Origin of the sequence: Paenibacillus sp. DRB1-1, assembly GCF_052119485.1 — a bacterium.
In the GTDB taxonomy this organism is placed as follows: domain Bacteria; phylum Bacillota; class Bacilli; order Paenibacillales; family Paenibacillaceae; genus Paenibacillus; species Paenibacillus polymyxa_B.
The window spans coordinates 686179-701186 of the sequence record NZ_JBODQH010000001.1 but is presented as its reverse complement, the minus strand read 5'-3'; the positions used below and the strand labels follow the sequence as shown (position 1 = coordinate 701186).

The 15008-nt window shown below is 46.7% G+C and carries 15 protein-coding genes and 2 tRNA genes; 16 read left to right on the top strand and 1 reads right to left on the bottom strand.

Annotation, left to right across the window (positions count from 1 at the left end; genetic code table 11):
* Nucleotides 1-58: 58 nt before the first annotated feature.
* The 12 genes from ACQW03_RS03175 to ACQW03_RS03120 all read left to right on the top strand — a co-directional run bounded on the left by ACQW03_RS03175 (nt 59) and on the right by ACQW03_RS03120 (nt 13016).
* Nucleotides 59-475, top strand: a complete 417-nt coding sequence (locus ACQW03_RS03175) for a hypothetical protein (protein ID WP_023987918.1) — start codon at nt 59-61, stop codon at nt 473-475.
* Nucleotides 476-689: 214 nt separating this feature from the next.
* The gene (locus ACQW03_RS03170) at nt 690-1559 is read left to right on the top strand and encodes an SDR family oxidoreductase (RefSeq protein ID WP_071640166.1); all 870 of its coding nucleotides are present in this window, start codon (nt 690-692) and stop codon (nt 1557-1559) included.
* Nucleotides 1560-1679: 120 nt separating this feature from the next.
* On the top strand, nt 1680-3482 hold the full coding sequence (gene pnpS / locus ACQW03_RS03165; protein ID WP_025721995.1) for a two-component system histidine kinase PnpS: 1803 nt from the start codon (nt 1680-1682) through the stop codon (nt 3480-3482).
* A gap of 128 nt (nt 3483-3610) precedes the next feature.
* Nucleotides 3611-4342, top strand: coding sequence for a response regulator transcription factor (locus tag ACQW03_RS03160; protein ID WP_013309604.1), 732 nt, complete (start codon nt 3611-3613; stop codon nt 4340-4342).
* 159 nt (nt 4343-4501) lie between these two features.
* Nucleotides 4502-5626: a methyl-accepting chemotaxis protein gene (locus ACQW03_RS03155; protein ID WP_441948215.1), complete on the top strand. Its 1125-nt coding sequence runs from the start codon at nt 4502-4504 to the stop codon at nt 5624-5626.
* 127 nt (nt 5627-5753) lie between these two features.
* Complete coding sequence (gene pstB / locus ACQW03_RS03150; protein ID WP_441948213.1) at nt 5754-6512, top strand: phosphate ABC transporter ATP-binding protein PstB; 759 nt, start codon at nt 5754-5756, stop codon at nt 6510-6512.
* Nucleotides 6513-6551: 39 nt separating this feature from the next.
* Nucleotides 6552-7211, top strand: a complete 660-nt coding sequence (phoU, locus tag ACQW03_RS03145; RefSeq protein ID WP_023987923.1) for a phosphate signaling complex protein PhoU — start codon at nt 6552-6554, stop codon at nt 7209-7211.
* 177 nt (nt 7212-7388) lie between these two features.
* Nucleotides 7389-10043 carry a DNA polymerase I gene (polA, locus tag ACQW03_RS03140; RefSeq protein ID WP_076292498.1) on the top strand — a complete coding sequence of 885 codons (2655 nt, stop codon included), beginning with the start codon at nt 7389-7391 and terminating at the stop codon, nt 10041-10043.
* A gap of 71 nt (nt 10044-10114) precedes the next feature.
* The gene (mutM, locus tag ACQW03_RS03135) at nt 10115-10945 is read left to right on the top strand and encodes a DNA-formamidopyrimidine glycosylase (RefSeq protein ID WP_076292499.1); all 831 of its coding nucleotides are present in this window, start codon (nt 10115-10117) and stop codon (nt 10943-10945) included.
* A 111-nt stretch (nt 10946-11056) separates the two neighbouring features.
* Entirely contained in the window at nt 11057-11848 is a 792-nt protein-coding gene (locus tag ACQW03_RS03130; protein WP_076292500.1) for an MntP/YtaF family protein, read from the top strand.
* An 11-nt stretch (nt 11849-11859) separates the two neighbouring features.
* Nucleotides 11860-12456 (top strand): dephospho-CoA kinase, encoded by a 597-nt coding sequence (coaE, locus tag ACQW03_RS03125; protein ID WP_023987927.1) that lies wholly within the window; start codon nt 11860-11862, stop codon nt 12454-12456.
* Nucleotides 12453-13016, top strand: coding sequence for a lytic transglycosylase domain-containing protein (locus ACQW03_RS03120; RefSeq protein WP_025721988.1), 564 nt, complete (start codon nt 12453-12455; stop codon nt 13014-13016). The genes coaE and ACQW03_RS03120 overlap by 4 nt, the downstream gene beginning before the upstream one ends.
* A 118-nt stretch (nt 13017-13134) precedes the next feature.
* On the opposite strand, the gene ACQW03_RS03115 is transcribed toward ACQW03_RS03120, so the two are convergent.
* The gene (locus tag ACQW03_RS03115) at nt 13135-13359 is read right to left on the bottom strand and encodes an alpha/beta-type small acid-soluble spore protein (protein WP_013309613.1); all 225 of its coding nucleotides are present in this window, start codon (nt 13357-13359) and stop codon (nt 13135-13137) included.
* Between the two features lie 105 nt (nt 13360-13464).
* On the opposite strand from ACQW03_RS03115, the gene nrdR reads away from it, so the two are divergent.
* From nrdR to ACQW03_RS03095, 4 genes are all read left to right on the top strand, one after another.
* Nucleotides 13465-13932 (top strand): transcriptional regulator NrdR, encoded by a 468-nt coding sequence (gene nrdR / locus ACQW03_RS03110; RefSeq protein WP_013309614.1) that lies wholly within the window; start codon nt 13465-13467, stop codon nt 13930-13932.
* Between the two features lie 130 nt (nt 13933-14062).
* Nucleotides 14063-14138: transfer RNA gene (locus ACQW03_RS03105), tRNA-Ala, on the top strand.
* Between the two features lie 12 nt (nt 14139-14150).
* Nucleotides 14151-14223: transfer RNA gene (locus ACQW03_RS03100), tRNA-Lys, on the top strand.
* Between the two features lie 452 nt (nt 14224-14675).
* A complete protein-coding gene (locus ACQW03_RS03095; protein ID WP_441948208.1) occupies nt 14676-14942 on the top strand; it encodes a CD3324 family protein in 267 nt (88 codons plus the stop codon).
* Nucleotides 14943-15008 lie beyond the last annotated feature (66 nt).

Below are 15008 nucleotides of genomic sequence, written 5' to 3'. Positions count from 1 at the left end.
ATGATCGTTCTATGGAAAAAGAGTTTGTGAGAAAACAAAGAAATGGAGGTTGTAAAGAATGTTTTTTATTCACATTATTGGATCACTGGCGATGGGTTTTTATTTATTGCTCCCCTTCGTTGTGGGCAAAATCGACAAATTGGCTCCTAGCGTGCAGGAAGGAACGATATCGGCTGTTCAGCTATTGAACCGGTTGGCTCAATTTGCATTGATTCTTGTGCTTGTTAGCGGTATCTATATGATTTTTCCCTGGGGTTCTTATTCGGTAGCATGGATCGTTGTCGTTTTGCTGTTGTTTCTCGCCATTTCTGGTATCGCAGGAGCCATGGGTAAGCCGTTACGGCTGTCGTTGGAAGCGATTCGTAGCCAACAGCCTATTACGCAATACGCTGGCAAAATGCGAATGTTCAGTACACTGCTTGCCGTCTTCCTGATTTTAATTACGTTTTTAATGGTATACAGCCATATTATTTAATTATGCATTTGGTGAGAGCCTATAATCGAATGATGACAAATGCTAAGTGAAAAAACGGTCTGTGCTGAATAAGCATAGGCCGTTTTTTTTGTGCGCTCAATAACTACATTTTTCTTTTTCGTTTAACGAATAACTTTGTGTGGTAAATCAGGAGTAGAGTGGATGCAATTGTTGCATCCTAAAAAAATATCTGATTTTGAAGGGAGAATGTATAATGCCTAAAAGTAATCAACCTCAGCAAACTTTGCCCCCACAGCATCAGGACCAGCAACCGGGGATTGAGTCCAAAATGTCGCCTGCACCCCAGTTTGAAAAACCAACTTACAAAGCCGCTGGCAAGCTAACAGGTAAAGTTGCACTTATTACTGGTGGAGACAGTGGAATTGGACGGGCTGTAGCTGTCACGTATGCCAAAGAAGGTGCGGACGTAGCTATCATCTACTTGAATGAGCATAAGGACGCGGAAGAAACAAAAAGTCAGGTAGAGCAGGAGGGACGCAAATGCGTGTTGATTCCTGGCGATATCGGAGATGACCAATTTGCCAAAAAAGCGGTTCAACAGACGGTTCACGAGCTGGGCAAGCTCGACATTGTCGTGAACAATGCGGCAGAGCAGCATCCACAGCAAAAGCTGGAGGATATCACCAAAGAACAGTTGGAGCGCACTTTCCGTACGAACATTTTCGGTATGTTCTTCCTGACGCAAGCAGCATTGCCGCATTTGAAGAAAGGGAGCACTATCGTCAACACAACATCGATTACCGCGTACGCTGGGAACAAGACACTCATTGATTATTCATCGACCAAAGGGGCAATCACATCCTTTACTCGTTCCCTTTCACTCAATTTGGCGGATCAAGGTATTCGGGTGAACGCTGTAGCACCAGGGCCAATCTGGACGCCGTTAATCCCGTCTACATTTGATGCCAAGACGGTCAGCGAGTTTGGAGGAGCACAGCCAATGAAGCGTCCGGGTCAGCCGGAAGAATTGGCGCCAGCCTATGTGTACCTTGCTTCTGATGATTCTTCATATGTAAGCGGGCAGGTTATTCATATCAATGGCGGTGAAGTTATAAACGGATAAGAGGATAAAGGTAAGGCTGGGGCCGTGTTATGCCCTGGCCTTTTTTTCTTTTCACAGTGGAACATAATGAAGGTAGCCTGTAGAATGAGACTTAACCTACATAAAGGATGGGCATATTTTATGAAATCGTTTCGTTTCAGGCTTACCCTGATCATGCTGATTTTGATTGGCGTATCTGTCCTTGCTGCTGGAATCACGATGGGACAAATTTTTAAAAATTCGAATATGAAGGTGCTAGAGGAGAATATGGGACGGGAGATCGACCTGCTTCGCGCTACATTCCCTTTTGTAAATGCAGATGCCCTGTCCAGCACGGATTATGTCTCTTATTATTCTCAAAAGGCGAAGGAAATTGCTCGTCTGACAGAATCGCGGGTGACCTTCATTCGCAAGGACGGGACGGTGGTTGGCGATTCGTTAAGTGATCCGCGTAAGATGGAAAACCACGCATCACGTGATGAAATACGGCAAGCCACGGCGGAAGGAATCGGTCGGACAATACGCTACAGCGAAACTCTGCAACGAAACATGCTATACGTCGCTGAACCTGTTGTATCGGACAAGGGCTTTGACGGGTATATCCGTTTGTCCATGAGCCTTAAAGCGGTGGAGGAGGGAGTGCAACGCGGCTGGACGGCCATCGGGATTGGTCTTGTGCTGCTGTTTATTGCTGCCGGATTGGTGAGCTATCGTATTGCTCGCAGTCTGACCTCGCCTATTGAACATATTACAGGGGTAGCCAACCGCATATCAGGGCTGGATTATGACGCAAGAGTCGGTGTACAGCGCCGGGATGAGGTAGGGCAATTGGGTGAAGCCATTAATCGTATGGCTGACAGTCTCCAAAACCAAATGAAAACGATACGTGACAATGAGGATCTCCTCCAGAGCGTTATGAGTAATATGACAGGCGGGATTCTAATGATTGACGCAAGTGAGTGTATTGCGCTTGTAAATCGTGAGTCTGAGCGAATGCTAGGTGTCGTGGGTAAACGGGTGACGGACAAGCCGTATCATGAGCTGAAGAAGCACTATGAGCTCACAAAGCTAATTGAGGGCAGCATACAAAGCCGAGAGAGGTTGCATGGTGAGGTTCATTTGTACAATCCCGAGGAGAGACTCGTGTTGCTGGACGGTGTCCCGATGTATGAGGATGAAGGCGGATACCGCGGGATGCTGTTCCTTTTACAGGATATTACGGCCATTCGACGGTTGGAAAATATGCGGAGCGAATTTGTGGCTAACGTTTCTCATGAGCTAAAAACACCGATTGCCGCGGTCAAGGGCTTTGCCGAGACGTTACTCGGTGGCGGGGTTAAAGATGAAGAGACGGCCCGTTCATTTTTGCAAATTATATATGATGAAAGCGAACGATTGAATCGGCTGATCGGTGACATTCTGGAGCTATCCAAAATTGAATCCAAGCGTTCTCCGCTGGATTGCTCGCCAGTGCACGTTTCGTCGTTCATAGAATCATTGCTGGAAAAACTGAACAATGTTGCGGCCAAAAAAAGAATTACGCTACACATGGATATCCCGGATGAGTTGTTTATGGAGGCAGATGAAGATAAGCTTCAGCAGATTTTCCTGAACCTTTTGTCTAATGGCATCAACTATACACTTGATGGTGGCAAGGTAAAGATTAAGGTTCTAACAATACAGCGGGAGAATGACACGGAAAAGGTCGTATTTACAGTCAGTGATACAGGTATTGGAATTCCGAAGAAGGACCTGCCACGTATCTTTGAGCGCTTTTACCGGGTGGACAAAGGACGCTCGCGCAACTCTGGCGGAACGGGGCTGGGATTGTCGATCGTCAAACACTTGGTCGATTTGCATCATGGCACCCTTTCGGTGGAAAGTGAGCTTGGATTGGGTACCACATTTACAGTTGAATTACCGCTATTGCAACAGGAAGAATGAACTAGAACATTTTTTACATTCTGTTAACAATGCCGTGATAAAATAAACGGGTGTCGCATGAGTATGAAAAAGGTTTCAGGATTTTGACCAATGCGCCTTTAACAGGTAAACAGGAGATGAAGTTATTTATGGGACAACGCTTGCTGGTTATTGAGGATGAACCAACGCTTGCCAGATTGCTATCCTACAATTTGATACAAGAAGGCTTCGAAGTGGACACGGAGGATCATGGCAGTGCCGGTTTTGAAAAAGCCTCCAGAGAGTCCTACGATTTGATCCTGCTGGATTTGATGCTGCCAGGAATGAACGGACTGGACATTCTGAGCAGACTTCGCCATCAAGGGCTGACGACGCCTATCATTATCTTAACAGCCAAAAACGGTGAAGCCGAGGTTGTCCAAGGGCTGAAGTCGGGTGCGGATGATTACATCACGAAGCCTTTTGGCGTTTCTGAGCTGTTGGCCCGCGTGACGGCTGTGCTGCGAAGAACTTCCGGCGGGGATGAAGGAGTGTTGTCTGATCAGAAAGATAGCTCCAAAATTCAATTGGGCGAGCTGGAGATTTACCCCGAAAAATATGAAGTCATTCTTGGAGGTCAGTCCATCAGCCTCAGACCAAAGGAATTTGAGGTACTTCTTTATTTGTCTCGCAAGCCGGGGGTTGTATTGACCCGGGATGATCTGATGAATGCTGTTTGGGGTTTTGACTACATTGGCGGTCAACGGACCGTGGATGTGCACGTCAGTTCCTTACGTAAAAAGCTGGAGCTAGATCCCGACTCGGTTCATATTGATTCGATCCGTGGAGTGGGGTACAAGCTGGTTGTAAATAAAAAAAGAAGCGCTTCTCATTTATTATAAATGAGGAGCGTTTTTCTTTATCCATGGCAGTGTCCGGCGACTTTTGTGTCCATTTCGTGATTTTACATTTCGTTAACAAAACTAGTCGCTAGAATCAACAAATGACCGATATGATGTTCCCGTCACTCCAAGTAGTTAAAAAAAGGGGACTTCAGAACGATGATAACGGAACCAAAGACCCAGCCGAGTTCCACTGCCGTGATTGAACGTGAAGCATACAAGCCGATTACTACCTATGTGCCATGCCGGGAGGTTCCGATCATTGGTACGGACATGTCTTGTAAAGAACTATTAGCACTTATGAAAACACAGGAAGATATACCTTGTGTTATTGTTGTGGATAAAAATGATCTTCCGCTGGGCATTATTATGAGAGATGCGTATAATCGCCATTTTACCGGCAGATTTGCTGCGGCGTTGTTCTATGACAAGCCTGCGGCCATATTCGCTGACCCCGATACCTTAATTGTGGATTTGAAAAGCCGGGCATCGGACATTGTGGAACTGGCGATGTTGCGCGAAGAACAGCGTTTTTACGATTGTGTGTTGGTTAAGGAAGGCACACGATTACTCGGCGTACTCACGATTCGAGATATCCTGTCCGTCGTGCAGCGAATGCAAAGAGAAGCGGACGAAGAGCGGGGCGATGTGATTCGGCATAGCTATGACGGGGTCCAGCGTATTCAGCTGACCGTGCTGGATGCAGCTAAAGAGGCCGATGACAGTGTGCGGCTAACCCGCTCAATGAGTGAATTATCCCGCCGTGGCAAAGTAGAATTGGAGGATGTTTTTCTCTCCTATCGTGCGGTCACGGAGCAAATGAAGCGCCAGCATGAGCAGATGACGGCGCTGACCCAATCGCTGAATGACATTGCGGGCATGGCCTCATCCATTCGTGCACTGGCAGATCAAAGCGGACTGCTGGCGATCAATGCGTCCATTGAAGCGGCGCATGCTGGCGAACACGGACGAGGCTTCCAGATTGTGTCTCAGGAGGTGCGGAATATGTCACTCCAGACGAAAGCTTTTTCCACGCAGATTACAAGCTTACTCACCCATATCGAGCAGATGCTGCGTGACACTGCTGAACTGACGGATACGAGTATGCAGCAGATTCATACAGGCTCTCAATATATTTCTGCTGGAACACAAACTTTCTCCAAACTATTGCAGGCTGTCGATGAAATTGAAGCCAAAAACAGCGAAATGGCCCATTCCGCAGAGGAAGCGGCTTTGAATGCAGCCGAAATTGCACAGGAGCTTGAGCTCATGCTAAGTTCTTGATCATTTTACATACCGTTAACAAATCCACCACACTAAATTTACACACAGCTTATATAATCTTCATATTGTGCAAATCAGGTGCAATGCTTGAGGATCATAACTGCAACACGAAGGAGATCATAAATCCATGAATGATTCCGTAATCCGGATTGATAAGCTGAATTTATATTATGAGAAATTTCACGCGCTGAAACATATAAACCTCGATATTCCTGAAAAAACGGTAACTGCCTTTATCGGCCCGTCCGGCTGCGGCAAATCGACCCTGCTGCGTACGCTGAACCGGATGAATGACATGATACCGGGAACGCGTATTGAAGGCACCGTGAGTATCGCAGGTCAGGATATATACGGCGATACTATGGAAGTAGAAACTCTGCGTAAGCAGGTGGGAATGGTTTTTCAACAGCCTAACCCATTTCCCAAATCGATTTATGATAACGTGGCCTACGGCCCACGTCTGCATGGAGTTCGGCAAAAGGACAAGTTGGACGAATTGGTCGAGCAAAGCCTACGGCAGGCGGCACTCTGGGAAGAGGTCAAGGACTTTCTGAAGCGTTCAGCTCTGAGCTTGTCCGGTGGACAACAGCAGCGGTTGTGCATTGCCCGGGCGCTTGCCGTACAACCAGATATCTTGCTGATGGACGAGGCGACATCTGCGCTAGATCCGATCTCCACGATGAAAATTGAAGAACTGGTTCAGGAATTACGAGACACATATACCATCGTCATGGTGACGCATAACATGCATCAGGCAGCGCGTGTGTCCGGTCGAACTGCGTTCTTTTTGAATGGTGTTGTGGTAGAAGCGGCGGATACAGAGATTATGTTTTCCACGCCGCAAGATTCACGTACAGAAGATTATATTTCAGGGCGATTTGGCTAAAGCCTACCAGATGAATATGCCAGAAGGGGTGACTTCGAAATGATACGTAGAAAAGGTTTTGATGAAGGGTTAGATGAACTGAGAGCCGTACTGCGCGAAATGGGTGCACACGTTTCGAAGGCGCTCGATCAGGCCATTGAATGTTTGCAGACCAAAAATATAGAATTGGCTCAGCAGGTGGTCAAAAATGATGCATCCCTCAATACGCTGGAAGAGAATATTCTCGATATGGGTTCCAAGCTCATTATTACCCAGCAACCGGTAGCGAAGGATTTGCGCCGGATCATTGTTGCATTTAAAATTTCCAGTGATCTGGAACGAATGGGCGATTTGGCACTTGATATTGCCAAGGTGACACTTCGTTTGGAAGGGCAGCAGATCATTAAGCCTTTGGTGGATATTCCGCACATGGCTTCCATTGTTAAAGAAATGATAGATGATGCGATCAAATCCTATTTGGATGAAAATACAGATCTGGCCTACAAAATGGCCAAAGAGGATGATCGTGTGGATTCCATGTATAGCCACATGATCAGCGATCTGTACGCCTTTATGGTAGAAAAGCCGGCAGAGGCTTCACAAGCTATGCTGCAACTGCTTGTAGGACGATACATTGAACGAATTGGTGACCATGCTACGAATATCGGTGAAAGCACTGTATATCTCGTGACAGGGGAGAGGCCAGATTTGAACCAGTAGAGCATTCAGGTATATAGCGGTTGTTTCTGACCCAGACTTGTCTTTGAGCAAAAGGCAAATTTGGTTAGGAAGCAGCCGTTTTTTTCTGAAAAAGGAGTCTTGTATGTTAAGATAGGAAGAGGAATGCGTAAAACGTAAGAACGTTACGAATGCATTGATGAACTTGCGAGGTGCTAAATGGATAAACTCATGCTTATAGATGGTAACAGTATCATTTACCGGGCGTTTTTTGCTATGCCACCGTTAACGAATTCGAGCGGGCAGCAGACGAACGCGGTGTACGGATTTACGACGATGTTATTGCGGCTCTTGGAGGAGCACAAACCAACACATATTCTGGTTGCCTTCGATGCCGGTAAAATAACGTTTCGCCATAAAGGATACGAGGATTACAAAGGTGGACGGGAGAAAACACCGCCAGAGCTGTCCCAGCAATTTCCGTTGCTGAAAGAGCTATTGACCGCTTTCGGCATTGCTCAGTTTGAACTGGATGGCTATGAGGCGGACGATATTATAGGCACCCTGTCCAAGACAGCAGACGAAGCCGGTTTTAATGTACTGGTCGTGACCGGGGACAAGGATATGCTTCAATTGGCTTCAGATCATGTCACAGTCGGCTTGACCCGCAAAGGGGTTACTGAGGTGGAGACGTATGGACCTGAGCAAATTCAGGAACGATATGGCCTAAAGCCGCTGCAAATTATTGATCTTAAGGGTCTGATGGGCGATACGTCGGATAATATTCCTGGTATTCCCGGGGTGGGTGAAAAAACAGCGCTCAAGCTGCTGCATCAATACGGTTCAGTCGAAGAAGTGCTGGCGCACACGAATGAGCTGAAGGGCAAAATGAAAGAACGCGTAGAGACACATGCTGACGACGCGCGAATGAGCAAAGATTTAGCGACCATTTATCGGGATGTAACGTTGGACAAGCAGCTGGATGATGTGGCCTTCGGCGGGCTGCAAGCAGAAACAGCCGGGCCAGCTCTGGCGAAGCTGGAGTTCAAGTCCTTGCTGGAGCGTTTATCCTTTTCAGGTGAGGTTGGCAGTACTGGGGTAGACGTAGAGGAAGCCGCGGCTGACGTAACAGTCCTGGATGAGCAGCGAATTAGCGAATTGGTAGAAGTGTTGGATCGTGTGGATGTGCTGCATGTTGAGACGCATGGTGATAATCCGCATCATGCTGACATCGTAGGTCTGATATTTGCCGCAACGGGACAGCAGTTTTTTATGACACTGGATGTACTGCAAAGCGATGCAGCTACACCTATTCGCGCATGGCTTGCTGACCCTGAACGCAAAAAACGCGGTCATGATCTGCATCGAACGGATTTGGCTTTACACTGGCATGGAATTGAGTTTGCAGGTGCCGAGTTTGATGTGCAACTGGCAGGGTACTTGCTGGACCCAACCGATGCAAACCAGACATTGAGCGGATTGGCAGCCAAATATGGCTTGTCTTCGATCCGTCCAGACGAAGAAGTGTTCGGCAAAGGAGCAAAATATAAAGTCCCTGACGTGGATGTACTGTCCGATCATGTGGCGCGTAAGGCAGCGGTGATTGAAGCTTTGGTGCCTGTGCAGCAGGCTGAGCTGGAAAAAACGGAAATGCATAAGCTGTTTCATGAGCTGGAGATGCCGTTGTCCCGCATTTTGGCGGATATGGAGAAGCAGGGTATTTTGGTGAACGTAGAAGAACTACGCGCTTTGGGGAAAGAATTTGAAGCCCAGATTGCAACGTTGGTGGATGAAATCTACAGTATTGCCGGAGTAGAGTTCAATCTAAATTCGCCCAAGCAGTTGGGTGAGATTTTGTTTGATAAACTGGGTTTGCCTGTCATTAAAAAGACGAAAACGGGTTACTCGACTGATGCAGAGGTTCTGGAAAAGCTGGCCCCCTATCATGATATTGTACAAAACATTTTGCAGTACCGTACAATTGCCAAACTCCAATCGACGTATGTCGAAGGATTGCTGAAAGAAATTTCGGAGAAAACGGGTAAGGTGCATACGTATTTCCGGCAGACGGTTGCAGCAACTGGACGTTTGAGCAGTCAATTTCCGAATTTGCAAAACATTCCGATTCGTCTTGAAGAGGGTCGTAAAATCCGCAAAGTGTTTGTTCCGTCCGAACCGGGCTGGTCTATTTTGGCGGCCGACTACTCACAGATTGAGCTGCGAGTGCTGGCTGATATTTCGGATGATGAACGTTTGAAGGAAGCCTTTGTCCACGATATGGACATCCATACCAAGACCGCATCCGATGTGTTTGGTGTAGCAGCGGAAGATGTGGACTCCAACATGCGGCGTTCTGCGAAGGCAGTCAACTTTGGGATTGTCTACGGAATCAGTGATTATGGTCTGTCACAAAATTTGAATATTACGCGGAAGGAAGCGGCTCGCTTTATCGACCAGTATTTTGATGTGTTCCAAGGCGTTCGCCGTTACATGGATGATATTGTGAAGGATGCGAAGCGGGACGGCTACGTAAAAACGCTGTTGGAACGCAGACGCTATTTACCGGAGATTAACGCCAGTAATTTCAACCTGCGTTCATTCGCTGAGCGTACAGCGATGAATACGCCGATTCAAGGTACCGCTGCCGATATTATCAAGTTGGCGATGGTACAGATGGATAAGGTGCTACGTGAACGTAATCTTCGCAGCAGAATGCTGCTCCAAGTACATGATGAGCTTGTGTTCGAGGTTCCGCCTGAGGAAATGGAAACGATGAAAGAGCTTGTCCCGGCTACCATGGAAGCTGCATTAAAGCTGGCTGTGCCGCTCAAAGCCGAAGTAAGCTATGGAAGCAATTGGTATGAGGCCAAGTAAGATATTTCAATGAGTAGATAGTCCCAATTTGACGTTGCTTCCGTTATAATATAGGGTGAGGTGAAGACATCATGCCGGAATTACCGGAAGTAGAAACAATTAAACGAACGCTAAACGAGCTTATCGTTGATAAACATATAGATCATGTCACCGTTAATTTACCGCGGATCATTCAACGGCCCGATGATATCCATGCTTTTGCGATGGAATTGGCCGATCACCGGATTACAGGGGTGGAGAGACGCGGAAAGTTTCTGCGGATTTTGCTGGACGGGCTGGTGTTGGTCTCCCATCTTCGAATGGAAGGGCGATATGGATTGTATTCACAACATGATCCTGTGGAAAAGCATACCCATGTCATCTTTCATTTTAAAGATGGTACGGAGCTGCGTTATCAGGATGTGCGCCAGTTTGGCACGATGCACTTATTTCCGGCAGGACAGGATTTGCTGGAAAAGCCGCTGAACAAGCTTGGTTTGGAACCGATGGACGAGGCCTTTACACCGGAAATGCTGCGTGCTGCTGTTGGAACTCGTTCGACTTCGATCAAGGCAGCGCTGTTAAACCAGTCATATGTGGTGGGCATCGGGAATATTTATGTAGATGAATCGTTGTTTAAGGCGGGGATTCATCCAGCACAGCCAGCCAAAAGCCTAACGGATAGCCAATTTCATGTCTTGCATGAAGCTATTGTCTCCACGCTGGGTGCGTCGATTCAGGTTGGAGGCTCGTCCATTAAATCGTTCGTTAATGGACAGGGCAAAACGGGCGACTTTCAGCATCAATTGCAAATCTATGGACGTAACGCGAAGCCTTGCATTAACTGTGGCACATTGATCGAAAAATCTGTCGTAGCCGGACGTGGCACACATCATTGTCCGGTCTGCCAACCTCTGCGCTAAACAGGCACAGTCACCCCAAGCCCATCCCTCTCATATATTGTTCCAAGTACCAATACTGCGGAGGGTTTCGGTTGTTAAAAGGCCCTGCCTTCGCAATGGGAGGGAATTGGAGTGGCTAATCATTGGGGAGCCCTGCTGTTACTGGCATTTGCGCTAAGTTTGGACAGTTTCGGAGTCGGTGTTACATATGGTCTGCGCAAAATGAAAATTCCACTGTTGTCGATTGCTATCATCTCTGTATGTTCAGGTTTGGTGATTGGCATATCCATGCAATTGGGCGCATTACTATCTCGTGTCCTGTCTCCTGTATATACAACCGTTTTCGGCGCTGTCATCCTGATCTGTATCGGTTGTTACTCTTTGTTTCAAGCTCTGCACCGCAAAGAGGATTCGCTAGAGGATTCAGCGGAGGCCTCTCGGGGGCTGCTTCTTACAGAACAGACTGAGCCAGTGAGCAGATCTGTTCTTGGAGAGAAGAAGAGTATAGAGGATGCTGATACAGAGTCTTTCCTTAGCTCAAGAAAAGATCTGTCGGCAGAAGCTTCTATAGAGCAGCAGGAGCGAACGCTATTTTCTCTGGAGTTCCGCAAATGGGGACTTGTTATTCGGATTCTTCGAAGCCCGTCTGCTGCGGACATGGACCGTTCCGGCAGTATATCTGCTACCGAAGCGGTTTGGCTGGGTATTGCATTATCGGTCGATGCGTTCGGAGCGGGATTAGGGGCAGCTATGCTTGGTTTTCAGCCACTGTCTACTGCGCTGGCTATTACGTTATTCAGTGGAACATTTTTGATTGCAGGGATGAAGGCAGGCTTCTTTCTATCAGCATTTCGATTTATGAAGGCGCTGGGTGTATTGCCGGCATTATTACTGATTATGATGGGCATATTGAAGCTGTTATGAGGTGAAAGAGCATGAATATCGGATTAACCGGAGGTATTGCTACCGGAAAAAGCACCGTGTCGGCTCTTTTGGTCGCCAAAGGTGCGCTGCTGATCGACGCAGATGCCATTGCCCGGGAAGTGATGCTTCCGGGGCATCCGGTGCTGGCGGCGGTCATACAGCATTTTGGACAAGCTATAGTGAACAGTGACGGAACCCTGCATCGCAAAAAACTGGGTGAGATTGTATTCGGAGACCCTGCTCAGCGGCAGGCACTTAACGATATTACACATCCTGCTATTCGTGAGGAAATGCGACTGCGTATGGAAGCATATGAACGGGAACAGCCGGACAAGCTTGTTCTGGCAGATATCCCGTTAATGTACGAGTCCGGGCTGGAGAGCTTGTACGAGGAAATTATGGTTGTGTACGTACCACGTGATATTCAGCTCCAGCGTCTGATGCTCAGAGACGGTCTGACGGAGGAGCAAGCTGGACTTCGGCTGTCCGCACAAATGGATATTGAACAAAAGAAAAACTTGGCCGATATCGTTATCGATAATAGCGGAACACAGTCTGAGACGAAACGACAAATTGATCAATTTTGGCAGCGGAAGGGACTTGCATGAATATTTTGCGAAAGAAAAGAGTCCTGCTCACTTTGTTTGTCGGGTTTGTCCTGATTCTGTTCCTCAATTCAAATTGGATGTCTTGGTTCTATCCGATTCAATATAAGGATGAGATTCGGCAGTATTCACAAACGTATGAAGTGGACCCATTTTTGGTGGCGTCTATTATCCGCGTAGAAACCAATTTTAAAACCAGCAAGCAATCGCATAAGGGTGCACTAGGCCTGATGCAGATTATGCCGAATACAGCAAATTGGATTATGGACAGCGCCCAGATTCAAAAGGTTCCGCTGGACAGTGTCAAGCACGAGCCTGGCACCAATATTGAGCTGGGAACCTGGTATTTGCATAACCTATCCGTGAAGTTTCAGGATAATCCTGTAGCAATCGTAGCTGCTTACAATGCAGGGCCGGGTAAAGTTCAAGAGTGGCTCGATAAGGGAGTGTGGGATGGAAAAGAAGAGTCCATTAAGCAAATCCCTTTTGGTGAGACACGACATTACGTACAGCGGGTCATTTATTACTACAGGCAATACACGAAAATTTATAATGATTTTTAAATGACAAGTTAATGACATGATGAGCCTTTTCGCTTTAAAATGAAAAAAGCGCAGGACAGGCTGTTTTTAGCAGCCCGTCCATACACTTTTTCTTGTTATTTCTGCATTATTACCGCGATTATTGGTATTGACCTGCCAATTGTTGTTCGGCGATCGTTACGAGGCGTTTTGTGATGTAGCCCCCGATCGAACCGTTCTCATAGGAAGTCATGTTACCTTGGTATCCATCTTGAGGAATGCTGATACCCAGCTCTTGAGCGATTTCATATTTCATTTGCTCCAGAGCGCCGGAGGATCTGCTGACTACCAGGTTGTTGGAGTTGCCATTGTTTCCTTGTGCCATTGTTGTTCACCTCCTCGCGATGTGGTAAACATATTATGATCCGTTTTGACAAAATTATTACTAAAAATCTTCGGGAATTTATTGGAAAAAGAAAGTGGTGAGATTATGAAATGTCCGTATTGTGCCTACAATGGCACGAAAGTGTTGGATTCGCGACCTGCGAATGATAACAAGTCCATCCGTCGCCGCCGTGAATGTGAGCAGTGTGCCAGGCGTTTTACCACCTTTGAAATGGTGGAGGAAACCCCACTCATGGTCATCAAAAAAGACGGCAGCCGTGAAGAGTTTAGTCGTGATAAAATGCTGCGCGGTCTCATTCGAGCCTGCGAGAAGCGCCCAGTATCCGTCGAGCAATTGGATATGATCGTATCCCAAGTGGAGAACGCTATCCGCAACACAGCAGCCACAGAAGTGGATAGCCAGCAGATCGGAGAGCTGGTCATGGAACAGCTTTACCCAGTGGATGAAGTCGCCTACGTACGTTTTGCGTCCGTCTATCGTCAGTTTAAAGACATCAATATGTTTATGAAGGAACTGAAAACACTGTTATCTAAAGATACAGCCAGCGACTGATCGCTGACTGTATCTTTCTTGGGTCAAGGTGAGAAGATGATTATATTTTTTTTATAAAAGTATTGACACAGGAATAAAAATTTTATATGATATAGAAGTCGCTTGAAACGTTGATTAATTTACTTATGATGGGGCCTTAGCTCAGCTGGGAGAGCGCATCGCTGGCAGCGATGAGGTCAGGGGTTCGATCCCCCTAGGCTCCACCAAACTTTTATTATGGACTCTTAGCTCAGTTGGTAGAGCAGTTGACTCTTAATCAATTGGTCCAGGGTTCGAGTCCCTGAGAGTCCATCCTTTTAGAAAAAACGGCAGAGATGCCGTTTTTTTGTTGTTTATAGATCTATTCCCAGTCTAACCGAGAACAGTTATGGGTTGAATGAGCGCGTAACTGACTGCACATAAACCGGACCCTACAGGAAATAGACGTCGATTGGGATAGAAACCCATTGTTCACGAGTGTAACTTTAATCGTTGTTTCATCGCAGTTCGTATTTTACAATAACATGAGTTGAGTTCCTAATCATTGAACTGAGCTAAGTGAAAACCAATGTGATGTCTAAAAGGAGGGGGAACGATGTATCGTATCATTGATTTCGTACTCAATCTGCTCCATGCAAAGCCTGCGGAATAAACAAGGCGAAGCTTGGTATGGAGCGAATATATTTCGCCTGTAAGGATTAGTTATTGGCAGACGCAGGCTTTGCCCTTAAAATGTAAAATTTATTTTAAGGAGCGAGCCCTACATGAATTATTTGAAGGCAACTGATCTACTTCCTGATGATTTGCTTAAGGAAGTTCAGCGGTATATACAAGGAGAACTCATTTATATCCCGAGTCGTCCAAGTGAGCGTCGGAGATGGGGAGAAAGCTCAGGCGCAGCCCTTTATTATCTCATTCGGAACGAAGAGATACGTGCAAGATTCAGCGAGAGGGTGTCCATTGACGAACTCTCAGAACAATACGGACTGTCTGTAGACCGCATTAAGAAAATCGTATATTCAAAAAAATAAAAAATGTGCCCGCAGAGATGATCTGTGGGTTTTTGTTGTCTTCTTATAAGAATAATGTTACAAACA